The sequence below is a fragment of the Streptomyces sp. NPDC093600 genome (assembly GCF_044764755.1).
Lineage (GTDB): Bacteria > Actinomycetota > Actinomycetes > Streptomycetales > Streptomycetaceae > Streptomyces.
The window spans coordinates 76,038-91,736 of sequence record NZ_JBIWIU010000015.1 but is presented as its reverse complement, the minus strand read 5'-3'; the positions used below and the strand labels follow the sequence as shown (position 1 = coordinate 91,736).

At 68.2% G+C, this 15,699-nt stretch carries 4 protein-coding genes; all 4 read left to right on the top strand.

Going from position 1 to position 15,699, the window contains the following annotated elements; translation table 11 throughout:
* Nucleotides 1-261: 261 nt before the first annotated feature.
* The 4 genes from pglW to pglZ all read left to right on the top strand — a co-directional run bounded on the left by pglW (nucleotide 262) and on the right by pglZ (nucleotide 15,577).
* Entirely contained in the window at nucleotides 262-4,935 is a 4,674-nt protein-coding gene (pglW, locus tag ACIRB4_RS28440) for a BREX system serine/threonine kinase PglW (RefSeq protein ID WP_403295083.1), read from the top strand.
* 63 nt (nucleotides 4,936-4,998) lie between these two features.
* Nucleotides 4,999-8,742, top strand: a complete 3,744-nt coding sequence (pglX, locus tag ACIRB4_RS28435; protein ID WP_403295082.1) for a BREX-2 system adenine-specific DNA-methyltransferase PglX — start codon at nucleotides 4,999-5,001, stop codon at nucleotides 8,740-8,742.
* 23 nt (nucleotides 8,743-8,765) lie between these two features.
* Entirely contained in the window at nucleotides 8,766-12,659 is a 3,894-nt protein-coding gene (locus ACIRB4_RS28430) for a phage resistance protein (protein ID WP_403295081.1), read from the top strand.
* On the top strand, nucleotides 12,659-15,577 hold the full coding sequence (gene pglZ / locus ACIRB4_RS28425) for a BREX-2 system phosphatase PglZ (RefSeq protein ID WP_403295080.1): 2,919 nt from the start codon (nucleotides 12,659-12,661) through the stop codon (nucleotides 15,575-15,577). The genes ACIRB4_RS28430 and pglZ overlap by 1 nt, the downstream gene beginning before the upstream one ends.
* Nucleotides 15,578-15,699: the final 122 nt, after the last annotated feature.

Sequence of the window (15,699 nt, the reverse complement as noted above, 5' to 3'; positions counted from 1 at the left end):
ACCATCGATGGCTTCCTACGCCTTCGCGTAACCGGCAGCGCGGGGCCATCACTGACATGCCGTGGCTGAATCTCTACCTGACCTGCGGGAACCCGGTGATCAGGCTCGAAGGGCAAAGCCCTCCAGGAAGCCAGCTCTCCCTCTTGCTGTCAGTCCTGCCGTCTAAGATTCATCCAGCGGGGGCAGCCCGACGTTCCTGCGAACGGCGGCAGGGTCGCGGTACGTGTAAATGTGCACAAATGGACACAGGCGGGGAGTCGCATGCTGGAAGATCGGTGGACGACGGTCACCGAGTCCGAGCACGAGCACGAGCGCCGCGGCCTGGAAGCGATCCGCAGGCGTATGCCGGACGAGGAGCCGTGGCGCGCCTGGTCGAACTTCACGTTCACCGCGAACAGTGGCCATGTCCGCGAGATCGATCTTCTGGTGACAGCACCGGCCGGGGTGTTCCTCCTCGAGCTGAAGGACTGGCACGGTTCGGTACGCGGCGGCGGTAACGACTGGGTGCAGACCACGCCCGGCGGGACTCAGCGGCGACACGGCAACCCTCTGCACCTGGCGAATCGGAAGGCCAAGGAACTGGCCGGCCTGATCAACGACGTCTCCGGTCGGCCCGGGGACCGGCCGAAGATCTGGGTGGGCGAGGCGGTCTGCTTCACCGATGACAAGCTCCGTGTGAACCTGCCTGCCGCCGATCTGAACGGCGTTTTCACAGTCAAGCAGCTCGTGGAAATGCTGGCCGAGCCGCCGGGTGACGCCCGGCGCCGGATAACGGCCGAGACGTCCCGCCGCGTCGACGTGGCCCTGAAGAAGCTCGGCATCGCACCAATCCGCCGCCAGCATGAGGTGGGCTCCTATCTCCTGGACGCGAAGGCGTTCGACTCCGGACCCACCTGGGCCGACTACCTGGGCCGTCACTCCCAGCTGCACGATCTGGCGCGAGTGCGGGTCTTCCTCAGTGAGCGCGGTGCTTCGGACGCCGAGCGGCGTTCGGTGGAGCAGGCTGCTGCTCGCGAGGCGCTGGTGCTCAGCCGGTTCCGGCACCCTGGTGCGGTACAGCTGAAGAGTTATCTGCCGTCGGGGCATCCGGCCGGGCCGACGATTCTGTTCGACTACCACCCGGAGACTCTGCGGCTGGACGACTTTCTGGTGCAGCACGGGAAGCAGCTGGACCTGCGGGGTCGCCTCGCGCTCGTACGGCAGCTCGCGGAGACGGTGCGCTCCGCGCACTCCCGCCGTGTCCATCACCGCACACTGTCGGCGCACGCAGTACACATCATTCCGCGTGATCGCGGCCCGCGCGGGCGGGAGCTCAGCGAGGAGCAGCGCTGGCTGAGCCCTTGGCCGCAGATCGCGGACTGGCAGATCGCTACAGGCCAGAGTGCCAGCCGTGGCCGGCCCCTAACCCTGGCTCCTACAAATGTGTCCGGGTTCCACGTCTCGGAGCAGGCCGATCCGTATCTGGCGCCGGAGCTGAGAATTCCGAAGGCCGATCCGGTGCGCCTCGATGTGTACGGGCTCGGTGTCCTCACGTATCTGCTGGTCACCGGGCAGGCGCCAGGCGCAAGCCAGAGCGAGGTCATGGCTCGCCTGGAAGCCGGTGAGAGCCTGCGCCCGAGTGCCTTGGTCGACGGACTCAACCCGGACATCGACGACCTGGTGGAGGCATCCACCGCGTACGAACCGGGTCGGCGCCTGTCCACGGTCGACGACTTCCTGGAGATGCTGGAGTACGTCGAGCAGGCATTCACCGAGAAGGACTCCGTCGGCTCGGCCGCAGCCGCAGCCGCAGGCACGGGCGGGGACGGCGGGTCAGGATCGGGAACGGACGAGGATCGCGGCGAGCCGGAGAAGGACCCGCTAGAGGCCGTGGCCGGAGATGTACTGGCCGGGCGCTGGGAGGTTGTTCGTCGGCTCGGCACCGGCTCGACCTCTCGGGCGTTCCTGGTGAGGGATCTCGCGGGTGAGCCGCGGCGTAGCGGCACCCTGCCGGTGGCTGTGCTGAAGGTCGCGCTGAGCGAGGCCAAGCACGCGGTCCTCGACCGGGAGGCCCAGATCTTGGGCCGCATCCACCGGGATTCCAGCATCATCGCGCTCTACGAGCGGGAGCCGATCACTCTCGCCGGACGTCGCGTGCTCGCTCTCGAATACGTCGGCGACAGCCGAGAGCTGAAGGACCAGGATCGTAGCGACGGGAAGGGACCGAGGCGGCGTGAGGACACCGTCGCCCGCCAGCTTCGGGACAACGGCCGCCTGGGCATGGACCAGCTGGAGGCGTACGGGAAGTACCTCTTCGGCGCGGTGGAGCACTTGGAGGCGGAAGGAATCTGGCATCGGGACCTGAAGCCGGACAACATCGCAATCCGGATCCGTCCCAACGGCACTCGACAGTTGGTGCTGATCGACTTCTCGCTCGCCGGATACCCGGCGAAGGAGATCGATGCGGGCACCGAGGGCTACCTCGACCCGTTCTTGGGCATCATCACGCGCGGCTCGTACGACGGTCATGCCGAGCGGTACGCGCTCGCGGCGACATTGCACGAGATGGCGTCGAACGAGCCGCCCCGATGGAGTGACGGTGCCGTCACAGCCCGGCAGACCGATCCGAAGGAGTGGCCGTACCCGCAGCTCGCCGCCGACGCCTTCGAGCCGGCGGTTCGCGACGGCCTGGTCGCCTTTTTCCGCAAGGCTCTGGCGCGGGACGTGAAGGACCGGTTCTCGGACCTGAAGCCGATGGAGCGTGCCTGGCAGGCAATCTTCCTGGATGCACAGCGGACAACAGCTCCGAGCTCAGGGCACGGTACGGCGGAAAGCGCAGGGACCACGCAGGAAGCCCGGCCACAGATCGGACGCGAGGACGACGATGCCTCCGCCGAGCAGGTCCGTGACCAGCAGGCGGCGAGGGCTGACCGCACGACGCCTCTGTCCGTGGCAGGTCTGACGCTCTCCGCGCAGTCCCAGCTGTTCGCCATGGGACTGAACACCGTTGGGGACGTACTGGAGTACTCGGCGAGGAAGTTCCTCACCGCGCCCGGCATGGGCTCGCGCACCCGGGAGGAGATCCAGCGCCGGCAGAAGGAGTGGAACCTCCGACTCGGCAAAGCGGCCCCCGCACCACTCAGCGCGGAAGCCCGCAAGGCAGCCGGTCAGGAAATCACCGAGCTGGAACAGGCGGTCGCCGAATCAGTCGCCGGCGGCGGCGGAAATGTCACTGACCCGCAGCTGCTGGGCGCGCTGAGCCTGGACGCGCTGGCCGCTCGGCTGGTCCCGAAGCCATCCAGCGGCAGTGCCCGCTCCAACGCCAAGGAGCGCGAAGCGGTCCGGCTGCTACTGCGGCTGCCCAACGAGACCGGCAAGCTGCCCGAGGGCCTGGCATGGGTTCGGCAGCGGGACGTCGCCGACGCGGTGGGCCTGACCGCGGGCCGTATCCCGCAGATCGTGAAGAAGGCGCGCGAGCGCTGGCACCACGACACCGCCCTCGGGCTGCTGCGCGAGGAGGTGGTGGAACTCCTTGCCGAGCGCGGACGGGTGGCCCCGGTGATCGAGCTTGCCGACGCACTGATCGCCCGGCGCGGCACCCAGCACGTGGAACGGCGCGACCGGCGCGCGCTCGCCCTATCGCTGCTGCGTGCACTGGTCGAGCGAGAGAGCTACAACAACGAGGCCCCGCCGCTCTTCCGCTACTTCCATGCCCGGATGCCCAAGGGCGCCGATCCGGTGCTGGGCCTGCTCGCCCTGGACGTCCGGGAGGGCGTGGACGGCCCGGACACCCCGACGCTGCCCGCTCTGCAGGAATACGCGCTCAACCTGGGCGCGCGGGCCGACCGACTTGCGGACCTGGAATCCCTGCCGACGGCCAGCACCGTCCTTAACGAGCTGGACGCGGTGCGACGGCCGCCGGGAAACCTCGGCTGGGACGAGCGGCGCACCGCCGAGATCGCGGTGGCAGCCTCCACCCGAGCCGCTCTCACCCCCCGACTGGAGATCTACCCGCGCGACCTGGACCTGGTGCGCGCGCTGAGGATCACCCAGGCCGGTGTGGTCGCCGTGCAGCCGAGCGTCGAGGAGGAGCGACTGCCTGGCCTCACGGTTGACGCCGTGCACAAGCGAGTCATGACCCGCTTCCCAGACCTGGGCACAGACCCGCTGGTGCCACGCGAGTTGCCCACGAGCAGCGCACTGGTCCGCTACCTGAAGCAGGCCGGCTTCGAGCTGAAGCTGGCGACGCGCTACGACAAGGTGCTCCGCCTCATCCCAGACCGTCCGGCCGGGGACGCCACCGCCGGCCTGACCTCGGCGAGTTGGGGAGCCTCGGCGGCCCGTCGACTCGCCCCCACCCAGTACGACGCGGACGCGGCCGTCGCCGCCGCAGTCAAGGCCGAACAGCGGCTCACGCACTCGGCGCGACAGGACGGCTTCCGGGTCCTGACGGTGCCCCACCGGGGTGCTGAGAACGCAGTGCGGCACCTGGCGGACGAGCCGTACGGCGTGCGGCCGGTGTCATTGACCGGGCTCTTCGTGAACGAACTGCGCAGTGTGATCGGCGAGGCGGCCAGACCGACCTGGGAGACTGTCCTCAAGGCCGACGCTGCCGAACCCGGAAGCCGGGCTCACCAGCAGCTGCGCATCCGTACAGACAAGGCGTGGGGGCGCATCGAGCCGCAGCTGCGAGAGCGACTGAGGCAGGGGCGGGGACCGCTGCTCCTTACCGACACTGCGGTGCTCGCCCGGTACGACGCGCTGGATCTGCTCGTAAGGCTCGCGGAGGAAGCGCGGCAAGGTGGCAGCCCGCTGTGGCTGCTCGTCGCCCAGTCCGACCCGGCGAAAGCACCGCGGCTGGCAGGGCAGAGCGTGCCGTACCAGGCAGGGTTCGACGAGTGGATCGTCGTGCCCGATGCCTGGGTCGCGCGCAAACACCTCGCACCGGACGCGTGACCCTCTTCCCCTCCTGAACCGGCCTTCTTCCGCCCACTCCGATTTCTCCCCAGGAGACGTTCCGTGATCGACCGCAAGAGCCTCCTCGCCGACCTGCAGAAGCAGGTCCAGGCGGCAGAGACCGACCTTGAACAGCAGGTCAAAGCTGTCCCCGAGGTAGGGACGCGGCTGCGCGGTGAGTATGAGCAGGCCCGGAAGCTGGGCCGTACGGCGGCGACGTGGAACGCCTGGCTCGGGGAGCGGATCACCCAGGTTGCGGTGGCCTGGGTGCTCGGCACCGTCTTCGTCCGCTTCAGCGAGGACAACCGGCTGATCGCTGAGCCGTACATCACCGCGCCGGATGTGGCGGGGCGCGAAACCGCGCAGGCGCGGTACGAGGAGTACCTGGAGAAGGACGCCGACCCGACGTACCGAGGGTGGCTGGAGAGGGCGTTCGCAGAGCTGGGCGCCGGGCAGGCCGGCCGACTGCTCTTTGACCGCGACCACAACCCGCTCTACCAGATCCCGCTTTCGCACGACGGGGCCGGCGCGCTGCTCGCGTTCTGGCGGGAGCAGCGCGCCGGAGAGGGTGCACTCGACGGGGGCGGTGGCGAGGCCGGCAGCCCGGTGCTCGTGCACGACTTCAGCGACCCGCTGAGCGAGGACGGCACCGAGGGCTGGGACACTCGGTTCCTGGGCGACCTGTACCAGGACCTCAGCGAGGCCGCGCGCAAGACGTACGCGTTGCTGCAGACACCGGATTTCGTAGAAGAGTTCATCCTCGACCGCACGATGACCCCCGCCGTACGGGAGTTCGGCTTCGAGGGTCTGAAGATGATTGATCCGACCTGCGGATCCGGACACTTCGTACTGGGTGCGTTCCGACGCCTGGTGCGGATGTGGGCCGAGCAGCGGCCCGAGGCGGGCGCGTACGAGCGGGTACGGGCGGCCCTCGACTCAGTGCACGGGGTGGACCTCAATCCATTCGCGGTCGCGGTGGCCCGCTTCCGGCTCCTGGTCGCCGCGATGGCGGCCAGCGGCATGCGGACCTTCGAACAGGCGCGGCGGTACGAGTGGCCCGTCCAGCTTGCGGTCGGCGACTCGCTCATCAAGGACCGGCAGTTGGAACTGCAGCTCGGCTTCGGGGCAGAGGAGGACGGCGGCACCAATGACCCGCTCGCTGAGTTCTCGTATGCCACGGAGGACGTCCACGACTACCCCGGAATTCTACAAGAGGGCCGGTACCACGTAGTGGTGGGTAATCCGCCATACATCACGGTGAAGGACAAAAAGCTCAACGGGTTGTATAAGAAGCTGTATGACGCCTGCAGACTGCAGTACGCACTGTCTGTGCCGTTTGCCCAGCGGTTCTTCGAACTGGCCAAGCGGGGCGGGGGTGACGGCAACGGTTACGGCATGGTCGGTCAGATCACGGCGAACTCATTCATGAAGCGTGAGTTCGGCACAAGGCTCATCGAGGACTACTTCGCGCACCGAGTCGAACTTACAGAGGTCATTGACACGTCGGGTGCCTATATTCCCGGGCATGGGACTCCAACCGTGATCCTCGTGGGTAAGCCTCGCGAGGGATCGAAGCGACAAACAACGATCCGAACGGTGCGAAGTGTTCAAGGTGAACCCTCTGCTCCGGCAAATCCGGAAGAAGGACTGGTGTGGGCGGCGATCGTCCAGCAGATCGATGAACCGGGATCTGCCAGCCAATGGGTTTCCGTCGAGGACCTTGACCGAAGCCAATATTTTGCTAAGCAGCCATGGGTCCTCGCGGACGGCGGCCAAGAGATGCTCGGAAGCCTGGAGGAAGTAAAAGTAAAGCGCCTGGGCGAATTGAACCGTGCGATTGGGCGATACACGCACACGGGGAATGATTCTGCATATTTCCGACCGGTTGGGACGTGGCGGCGCTTCGGTGTGCAACCTGAGCGTGTCGTGCCGCTAATCGAGGGCGACACTGTTCGAGACTGGGAAATCTCGGTTACAACCGAATCGGTATTCCCGTACCGTAGAAGCGACCTCAAGCCCGAGCTTGCAGCCGACATCTCCCGACCCCTCTGGGTTCACCGAGCAATGCTGCGCGAGCGGCGGGAGCCAGGAGGTACGCATGAGGAAATTGGGCTTACGTGGTACGAGTGGAGTCGCTGGCATCCGGAGCGATACTCGGCCCCGTTGGGGATCGCTTTCGCTTTCGTGGCGACGCATAATCATTTTGTGTTGGATCGCGGTGGGAAGGTGTTCAAGCAAACCGCGCCAGTGATTAAGTTGCGAGAAGGGGCGACGGAGGAGGATTACGTTCGGCTGCTTGGGCTACTCAATAGCTCCACGGCCGGCTTCTGGCTCAAGATGGTGAGTCACGACCGGGGCAGCCAGGGGGTGAACGAAGGGTATAAGTCGCAGATCTGGGAACGCTTCTATGAGTTCACAGGAACAAAGCTCCAGGAGTTTCCTCTCCCCGCCGAGTACCCGACCGTTCTCGCCAGCGAGCTGGACGCTCTTGCTCAGCAGCTCTCTGCATCGACACCCGCCGCCCTCGCTGCCGAGACCGTTCCCACGGCCGGTGCCCTCCGCGCAGCCGAAGCCCGCTATGACTCGATTCGCGCCCGCATGATCGCCCTCCAGGAGGAGCTGGACTGGCAGGTTTACTCCCTTTACGGCCTGCATGCAGAGGATCTGCGTCTGCCTGACGTCTCTTCCGTGCCCGAACTGGCTCTTGGTGAGCGTGCTTTCGAGATTGTGCTGGCGCGGAGGGTCGTTGCTGGCGAGGCCAGTGGCGAGTGGTTCAAGCGGCATGGGTCGACGCCGATCACGGAGATCCGAGCAGATTGGCCGGTCGACTATCGCGAGCTTGTCCAGAGGCGGATTGAGGTCATCGAGTCGAACCGCGCCATTGGCATGTTGGAGCGTCCCGAGTACAAGCGGCGTTGGTCCACCGAGGGCTGGGATGCGATGCGGCAGAAGGCGTTGAAGTCCTGGCTGCTCGACCGTATCGAGGATCGTGCGCACTGGTTCGACGCCAGCGGCAATCCCACTATCACCACCCTCGCCCGCCTTGCGGAAGACCTTTCTGGCGATGAGGACTTCGTGTCTGTCGCCGAGCTGTACGCGCCCCGGCAGGACCTCGCAAAGACCGTTCGGGAGCTCATGTCAGAGGAGCACGTACCGTTTGTGTCAGCGCTGCGGTACAAGCCGACCGGACTGAAGAAGCGCGCCGACTGGGAACATGTGTGGGAGTTGCAGCGTGAGGAAGACGCTGCGCCGGACGAGCCCGCAAAGCGCGAGATCCGCCAGCGAACTCCTGTGCCGCCGAAGTACACCTCCTCTCCTCCCGACTTCCTGAGGCCCAGCTATTGGCGTAACCGAGGCACGCTTGACGTGTCCAGGGAGCGGTTCGTGTCGTACGGCACGGTCAACGTTCAGTCTCCGGAGCTTTACGGGTGGGCCGGCTGGGACCACCTGGAGCAGGCCCTCGCACTCGCCTCGTACGTCCAGCAGGCGGGGCTCGGCGACGACGAGATCGTGCCATACCTGGCTGGGCTGCTTGAGCTGCAGCCGTGGCTGGAGCAGTGGCATGGCGAGTACGACCCGGAGTTCGGTGCATCGCCGGCCGCCGAGATTTTGGCATTCCGGCAGCAGAAGCAGGGCGAGCTCGGGCTGACCGACGACGCTCTGCGGGCCTGGCGCCCGGCCGCGGCCACCCGCGGAGGCGCGAAGAAGGCAGCCGCGCCCAAGAGGCGAACGGGCGCGAAGGCCGCCGTCCAGATGTCCGTCACGGACAACGTCACCGATGCCGTCGCCGGCGCAGAGTCCGACTGATCAGGGCGAGGAGCTTAAACACCATGGCGTTCATGAGTAGGAACAACTCTCGCCCCGAGGACCGGCCGCTTCTGCGGGAGCTGATCGACATCCCGGAGTCGGTGTCCACCTCCGACTTCGTGCTGAAGCTGAACGAGGCGGTCACCGCCGAGGGGGCTGAGGCGGCCCTGAAGGACTACGTCGTCACCGACCGGCTGCTGGGGAACTTCGACGAGGCCCTGGACCTGATCAAGTCGGCGCTCGACAGCCACTCGTCGAAGGCGGCATATCTGCACGGTTCGTTCGGTTCCGGTAAGTCACACTTCATGGCGGTGCTTTACGCGCTGCTCTCGCGCAACCAGGCCGCTCGGAACCGTAGCGAGCTCGATCCGGTGCGGGCCCGGCACTCTTGGCTCGACGCGGATGACCGTAAGTTCCTGCTGGTGCCGTACCACATGCTCGGCGCCAAGTCTTTGGAGCAGCGGGTGCTCGGCAAGTACGTGGAGCACGTGCGCAAGCTGCATGAGGATTGCCCGCTGCCGCAGGTCTACCGGACCGACGGGATCTTCGAGGACTTCGCCGAGCAGCGCCGCCGTAACGGCGACGACTGGGTGATCGCGCAGCTCGCCGATGCCGGTGGCCAGGAGGACGAATGGGGTGATTCTTTCACCTGGACCAGCAGCCTTCTCGACGAGGCCATGGACGCGGTGGAGGAACACGAGAACACCAAGAGCCTCGATCTGGACAATCCCTCCACGTCGAGGGAACTGCGTGCCCGCCTCGTCCAGGACCTCACAAAAACGCTGTTCCCCGCCTTCGCGCGCAATGCTTCCGAGGACGCCAGCGGCTTCATCTCCCTCGACAGGGGGCTCAGCGTCATCGCGGCGCACGCCAAGGCGCTGGGCTACGACGGGCTCATCCTGTTCATGGACGAGCTGATCCTGTGGCTGGCCACTCTCATCCACGACCAGAAGGTGCTGGGCAGGGAATCCAGCAAGGTGACGAACTTCGTGGAGGGCGGTGACGAGCGGCGTGCCATTCCCGTGGTGTCGTTCATCGCCCGTCAGCGTGATCTGCGTGAGCTGGTCGGTGAGGAGATGTCGGGTGCCGCCGAGGCGGCAGTGCAGGACACCTTGAAGCTCAACGGCGGGCGTTACGACGAGATCGTCCTGGAGGACCGCAACCTTCCTCAGATCGCGCAGGCTCGTCTGCTCAAGCCCGTGCCGGGGGCCGAGGCGAAGGTGGACGCGGCGTTCGCCGAGGCCAAGAAGCTCGGCCCGGATGTGTGGGACACCCTGCTGGGTCACGACAAGTCCACCACCGGCGCGGACGAGGATGCTTTTAGGCGGACGTACCCGTTCCCGCCGGCGTTCATGGACACCCTGGTACACATCTCTGCCGCGCTGCAGCGCTCCCGCACCGGCCTGAAGCTGATGAGTCAGCTGCTCGTCGACCACCGTGATGACTGGCGGCTCGGACAGCTCGTGCCGCTCGGTGATCTGTATCCGGCGATCGCGGGCGGCGGCGACAAGGCGTTCAGCGGGGAGACCAACGTCCACTTCGAGGCTGCCGACAAGCTGTACCGGGACAAGCTGCGCCCGTACCTGTTGAAGACCAACCAGGTCACCGAGGACCAGGTCGAGGCGTACCGACGCTCTCCCGAGAGCCTGGGCGACCCGCAGCTCGCGGCCCGTTGCCGCGACTTCACCGGCGACAGCCGGCTCCTGCAGACCCTCTTGCTGTCGGCGCTCGCGCCCAGCGTGCCGGCGCTCGCCGACCTCACTCTCGCTCGGCTGCACGCCCTCAACCACGGTTCCATCACCACCCGCATCGCGGGCACCGAGGTCGGCCGGCTCGAGCAGAAGGTGAAGGAGTGGGCGGCGACCTTCCCCGAGATCAAGGTCGCCGGTACCGGGCCGGGCGCGGTGATCCGTCTGGAACTCACCGGCGTCGATTTGGACGCCGTCCTTGCCAACGCACAGGTCCACAACAACCTGGGCAACCGGCGCGCCAAGATGCGCAGCCTGCTCAAGGACGCGCTCGGGGTTGGCGACGGGCCCGGCGGCTTCGACGCATACGACGTGCTCGACTTTGTGTGGAAGGGCACGGAACGACAGATCGAGGTTGTCTTCGGCCACGTCGCCGACGTCGACTCGTTGTCCGAGGCGGCCTTGCGGCCCAGCCAGGACGACGCCTGGCGGCTCGTCGTTGATTTCCCGTATGACGAGGGCGAGTTCGGCCCGATGGACGACCTGCAGCGGCTGCGTGCCCTGCGGGAGAAGCCGGGCGGCGACTCGCGGACCCTGGCGTGGCTGCCCACACACCTGACCGACGCCTCCCGCAGTGACTTCGAGCGTCTCGTCGTCATCGACAAGGCCCTCGCCGACGAGGCCCGCTTCGACTCCGAATTCGCACGCAGCCTCAACGCTGACGACAAGGCGCGCGCCAAGAGCATGCTGCAGTCGCAGCGCGACATCCTCACCGAGCGCGTCATTCAGGCGCTGCGGCAGGCGTACGGGCTCGCACAAAAGCAGGAAGGGGTCGTCGACCTCGGCTTCGACACCCACTTGGTCGCCCAGCAGGATGTGCCCGAGCTTCGGCTCCCGCTCGGTGCACCGCTGGACGCTGCCGCCCGCGATCTGGCCGGCAAGCTGCTTGCCCACCAGTACCCCGCCCACCCCGACCTGGACCCCGACGGCACCGGCAAGCCTGTGAAACCTGCCGAGATCAGGACCGTCTTCGAGTACGTGCGCAAGGCCGCCGAGGACCGCGACGGACAGGTCGAGGTCGATGGCAAGGACCGCAAGACCATGGCGCGGATCGCGGGCGGCCTCGGCCTCGGCACGATGCGGGAGGCGTATTACCGGCAGTCCACCACCTGGCCTGACCACTTCACCAGCCAGGCCCGCCGGGACGGAACCGCCGAGCCGACTCTGGTCAAGCTCACCGACTGGAGCGACCTTCCCGAGCCGCGCGGACTGCCCGAGCCGCTTCGCCGGCTGCTCGCCGCCGCCTATGCGGAGATGACCGACCGGGTGTGGGTACGCGGGGGTGTCCCCGTCGAACCGGCGCCCGCACCGCATGAGCTGAAGCGGGACTACGCCCTGCGCGAGCAGGCTCTGCCCAGTGAGGAAGACTGGACCGAGGCGCGCAAGCGGTACGAGACCGTGCTCGGGGACCGCGCGCCGCAACTGCGTCGCGGGCGGATCGTCAACCAGTTCGCCGGACAGATCAAGCAGGCCGCCTTCGCGCTCGCCCAGGACGCAGGACGGGTCGTCGGGGAACTGGAGAAGCACCGTTCCTTCCTGCGCCTCGACGACGACTCGCCCCGCCTCGTCCTCGCCCGGCGGGTGCAGGAGCTGGTGAAGTCGGTGACGGAGGCCGGCACAGACGCCAAGACCGTCGTTGACCGGCTCGCACGCTTCGACCTCGGCGACTTCACCGCACACCGCTACGCCATGTCCCTCAAGGGCGCGGCAAAGGTCGCTGCCGCGCTGCAGAACACCAGCTGGGACCAGCTGGGCCTGGCTGACACCCTCGGTGTGGACGGCGCGACCGTCCTGGAGCGGGTACGAGATGCCGCCGCCGGCGATCCGGGGGACTACCCCGACCTGCCGGGCGTGTTGCAGGCCAGTGGCAGGGAGGTGCTGTCCCTGTTGAGGTCCCGACAGACCACGGCCGAGCAGCCCCAAACCCCCGCCACCCCGTCGCCGAGCTCGGACGACGTGGACCTGATCGGCGGCTCCGCCCACCCACAGGTGCTGCCGGAGCCGGTGGCGCAGCCGGGGCCCCGCACGCCGTCTCGGTCCGTTGTCCGCTCCGGCGGCGGGCGGACCACCGCCGCGCGGGCTGCCGCCGAGCTGCAGGCGGAGATCGCGGCGCTCGCGGCCGAGAACCCCAACGCCACCGTTGAGGTCGTCTGGAAGGTTGTCGACTGATGTCCGACACCGTCACCACAGGGCCCGCGTCCGCCGGTCTCGCCCGGCTGCCGGCGGGGACCGTCCGCCAGTACCTCGCCGCCCGCAGCCGGCTCGGCGACGGCACGGTCCGCGTCCTGCTGTTGCGGGCCGATCCGGCCTGGGACGGGCCCGAAGTGCAACAGACAGCGGGCGGGCTGCGGGCGCGCGTGGCCGTCGGGCCCTCGGTATTGGCCGTACATGAGCAGATCCTGGGCCACCTCGACGCGGCAACTCCCCCCGACCCCAAGGTCCTGGTCGTCCTCACCGACCGCGAGGACACAGACCTTGACCCCGGGCTGCTCGCCCGCGTCTACGGCGGCGGGATCCGGTCCGTCGACAACTGGGAAGTCGTGCAGGAGGCGTTCGACGCACGCGGGCTCGACGGGCGACTGCGCAGCGAGACCTGGGCGGCCGAAGCGCTCCTGGACGCGGCGGCCACCCGCGGCTGGCCATCGTTGGGTAAGGGAGTGCTTTCCCGAGACGAGGCGCTCACCCGGCTGGCCAGGCGCCGTCTCAGGATCGGCCGTTACGACACGGATGCGTTGGGCGGGCCGGCCGCACACGACGACGGAGACCGCATCGACCCCGTCGCACTGTTCCGATGGACCCTCACCCCTGGCGGCCCCGACCTCCTGCGCGACCTGCGCGGACCGGAACGGGCCGGCTTGGCCCGCTTCCTCGCCGAACCCGAACAGGGCGGCTCGACCGGAAAGATCATCACCGCCCTGGTGGACGCCGAACATGGGGCAGACGCAGCCGCCTACGCGGTCGTCTGCGCCGCCTTGTGGGGGCACGCGGAGGCCGACCACGACTTGTACCGGGCACGAGGGCGCGCCGAGCGGTGGCTCGGCGAACAGCCTCCCGCCCAGGGCGACGACCTCGACAGACTCCTGGCCTCCTTTGGATCCAGCGGCGAGGCGTTCGTCCGCGGGCTTGTCGACCGAGGCGAGCACCGGCTCGCCGACCCGGTCCTGACTCGGGCCGCACAGCTCGTGGCACAGTTCGGGGCACAGGCTGCCGCGACTGCCAGCCCACTGCTCTCGGCCGGACTCGACGTCCGCTTCACTGCGGCTGGTCGTGCCCTCGCCGACGGCGGCACCGACACGATCACCGCTGCCGTCACCGTGTTGGCCGACCATGCTCTGGCCGCCGACGGCGCCACCCGCGCGCGAATCGAGCGGGTGAGGATGGCGGCGCGCTTGCGGCAGTGGCTCGCCGGCTCGCCTGAGGCCGATATCGCCTCGGTCGCTGACGGCACCGCCCGCCAGATCTGCGAACTCGGCTGGGTAGACCGGGCCTTGGAACACCTCGAAGCGGGCGGCGACCCGGACGACGTACTCGCCGACGCGTACAGCCGGATCGGCGCGCAGGTGCGGGACAAGCGCCGCGAGCTGGACCGTGCATTCTCCGAGCGGCTCGCGGTGTGGACCGCGGGTGGCACCGCCCCCGGCGCCATGCTCACCGTGGAGAGCTTGCTGGACCGTGTTGTCGCACCCGTCGTGGCCAGCCCCGGCCGACGGGTCCTGCTCCTGCTCGTGGATGGGATGAGCGCGGCGATAGCTGCGGAGCTTGGCGAAGAACTCCGGGGACAGTGGGCGGAGTTCGACCCGTTGCCCACCGTGGCCGGACCGCCCGTCCGGCGCGCCGTGGCTGCCGCGCTGCCCACCCTCACGACCGTATCGCGGACCTCGTTGTTCGCGGGCACCCTGATGAAGGGTGACCAGAACGACGAGAAGCGGCTCTTCCCCCAGCACCCCTGCTGGAACGGGACACCGGCGGTCGTCTTCCACAAGGACGACCTGCGCGGCCCCGACACCGGCTCTCCGTTCTCCACCGCCCTCACCGAAGCACTCGCCGACGAGCGCACCCATGTCGCGGTCGTACTCAACACGGTCGACGACCGCCTCGGCAAGGAGCAGAAACTCGGCGACGGCGCGTGGCGGGCCAGGGAGATTGGCGGTCTGGAACCGTTGCTGCGGGCTGCCCGTGCGCATGGCATGACGGTGCTGCTTACCTCCGACCACGGCCATGTAGTCGAGCGGCGCGGCACCAAGCTCGATGCGGCCGGCGGCACGATCGGTTCGGCCCGCCACCGCACTCCTGGCGGACCCGTGGCCCCGGCCGAGATCGAGCTGTCCGGACCTCGGGTGGTCTGGCCGGAGCCCGGATCGCGGATCGTCGCGTTGCGGGACCACGACACCCGGTACACCGCGCTCAAGGCGGGCTATCACGGCGGGGTGACCCTCGCCGAGTTCACCATCCCGCTCCTCGCCCTCCTTCCCTTCGGCGCTGAGCCGCCGATCGGGTGGCGGGAGCTGGGCGACCCGACACCCTCCTGGTGGACGGAGGACGCCGAGGACGGTGTCGTCGTCGAGGCAGGCACCAAGAAGGAAGCGGGCACAGGTGGCGTGTCCGATGCCGCCGTGGCGAGCCCGCGCCGCAAGCAGAACAGGAAGGCTGCCCCGCCCGCCCCCGAGGGCGTCATCAGCCTGTTCGGCGAAGAGGAGGTGGCTCCCCCCGTACCGCAGGAACCCGCCGAGCTGGCGGCCGAGCCCGAGCCCGCACCCACCTCCAACCAGTCCGAAGGCCCTGCTGTTGCCCTGGTCGAGCGGCTCATGGCGACCGAGCTGTACCAGGCACAGCTGGACCTGCTCGCCCGTAAGCCACGCGACAAGACCGTCCTCCCGAAGGCACTGGTCGCGCTTGTCGAGGCCGGCACCCTGCCGATGACCGCTCTTGCCGAGCGAGCGGGCCAGCCCGCCACGCGTGCACCCGGCTTCGCAGCGACCCTCGCCCAGCTCCTCAATTACGACGGGGCCCAGCTCCTGGAGATCCTCCCTGACAACCGCACCCTTCGCCTGCACCGCGCCCAGCTGATCGAGCAGTTCGGGCTGTGAACCGGCGCAGTGCGCCTGCATCGGGCGGGCCGGTCTCCCGGCCCGCCCGGTCCGCGTGCTGGATGCCAGGCTTTGGCGTCGGAATCCGGCCAGGTGGGCGGCCGGATGGGAGACTATTCGGG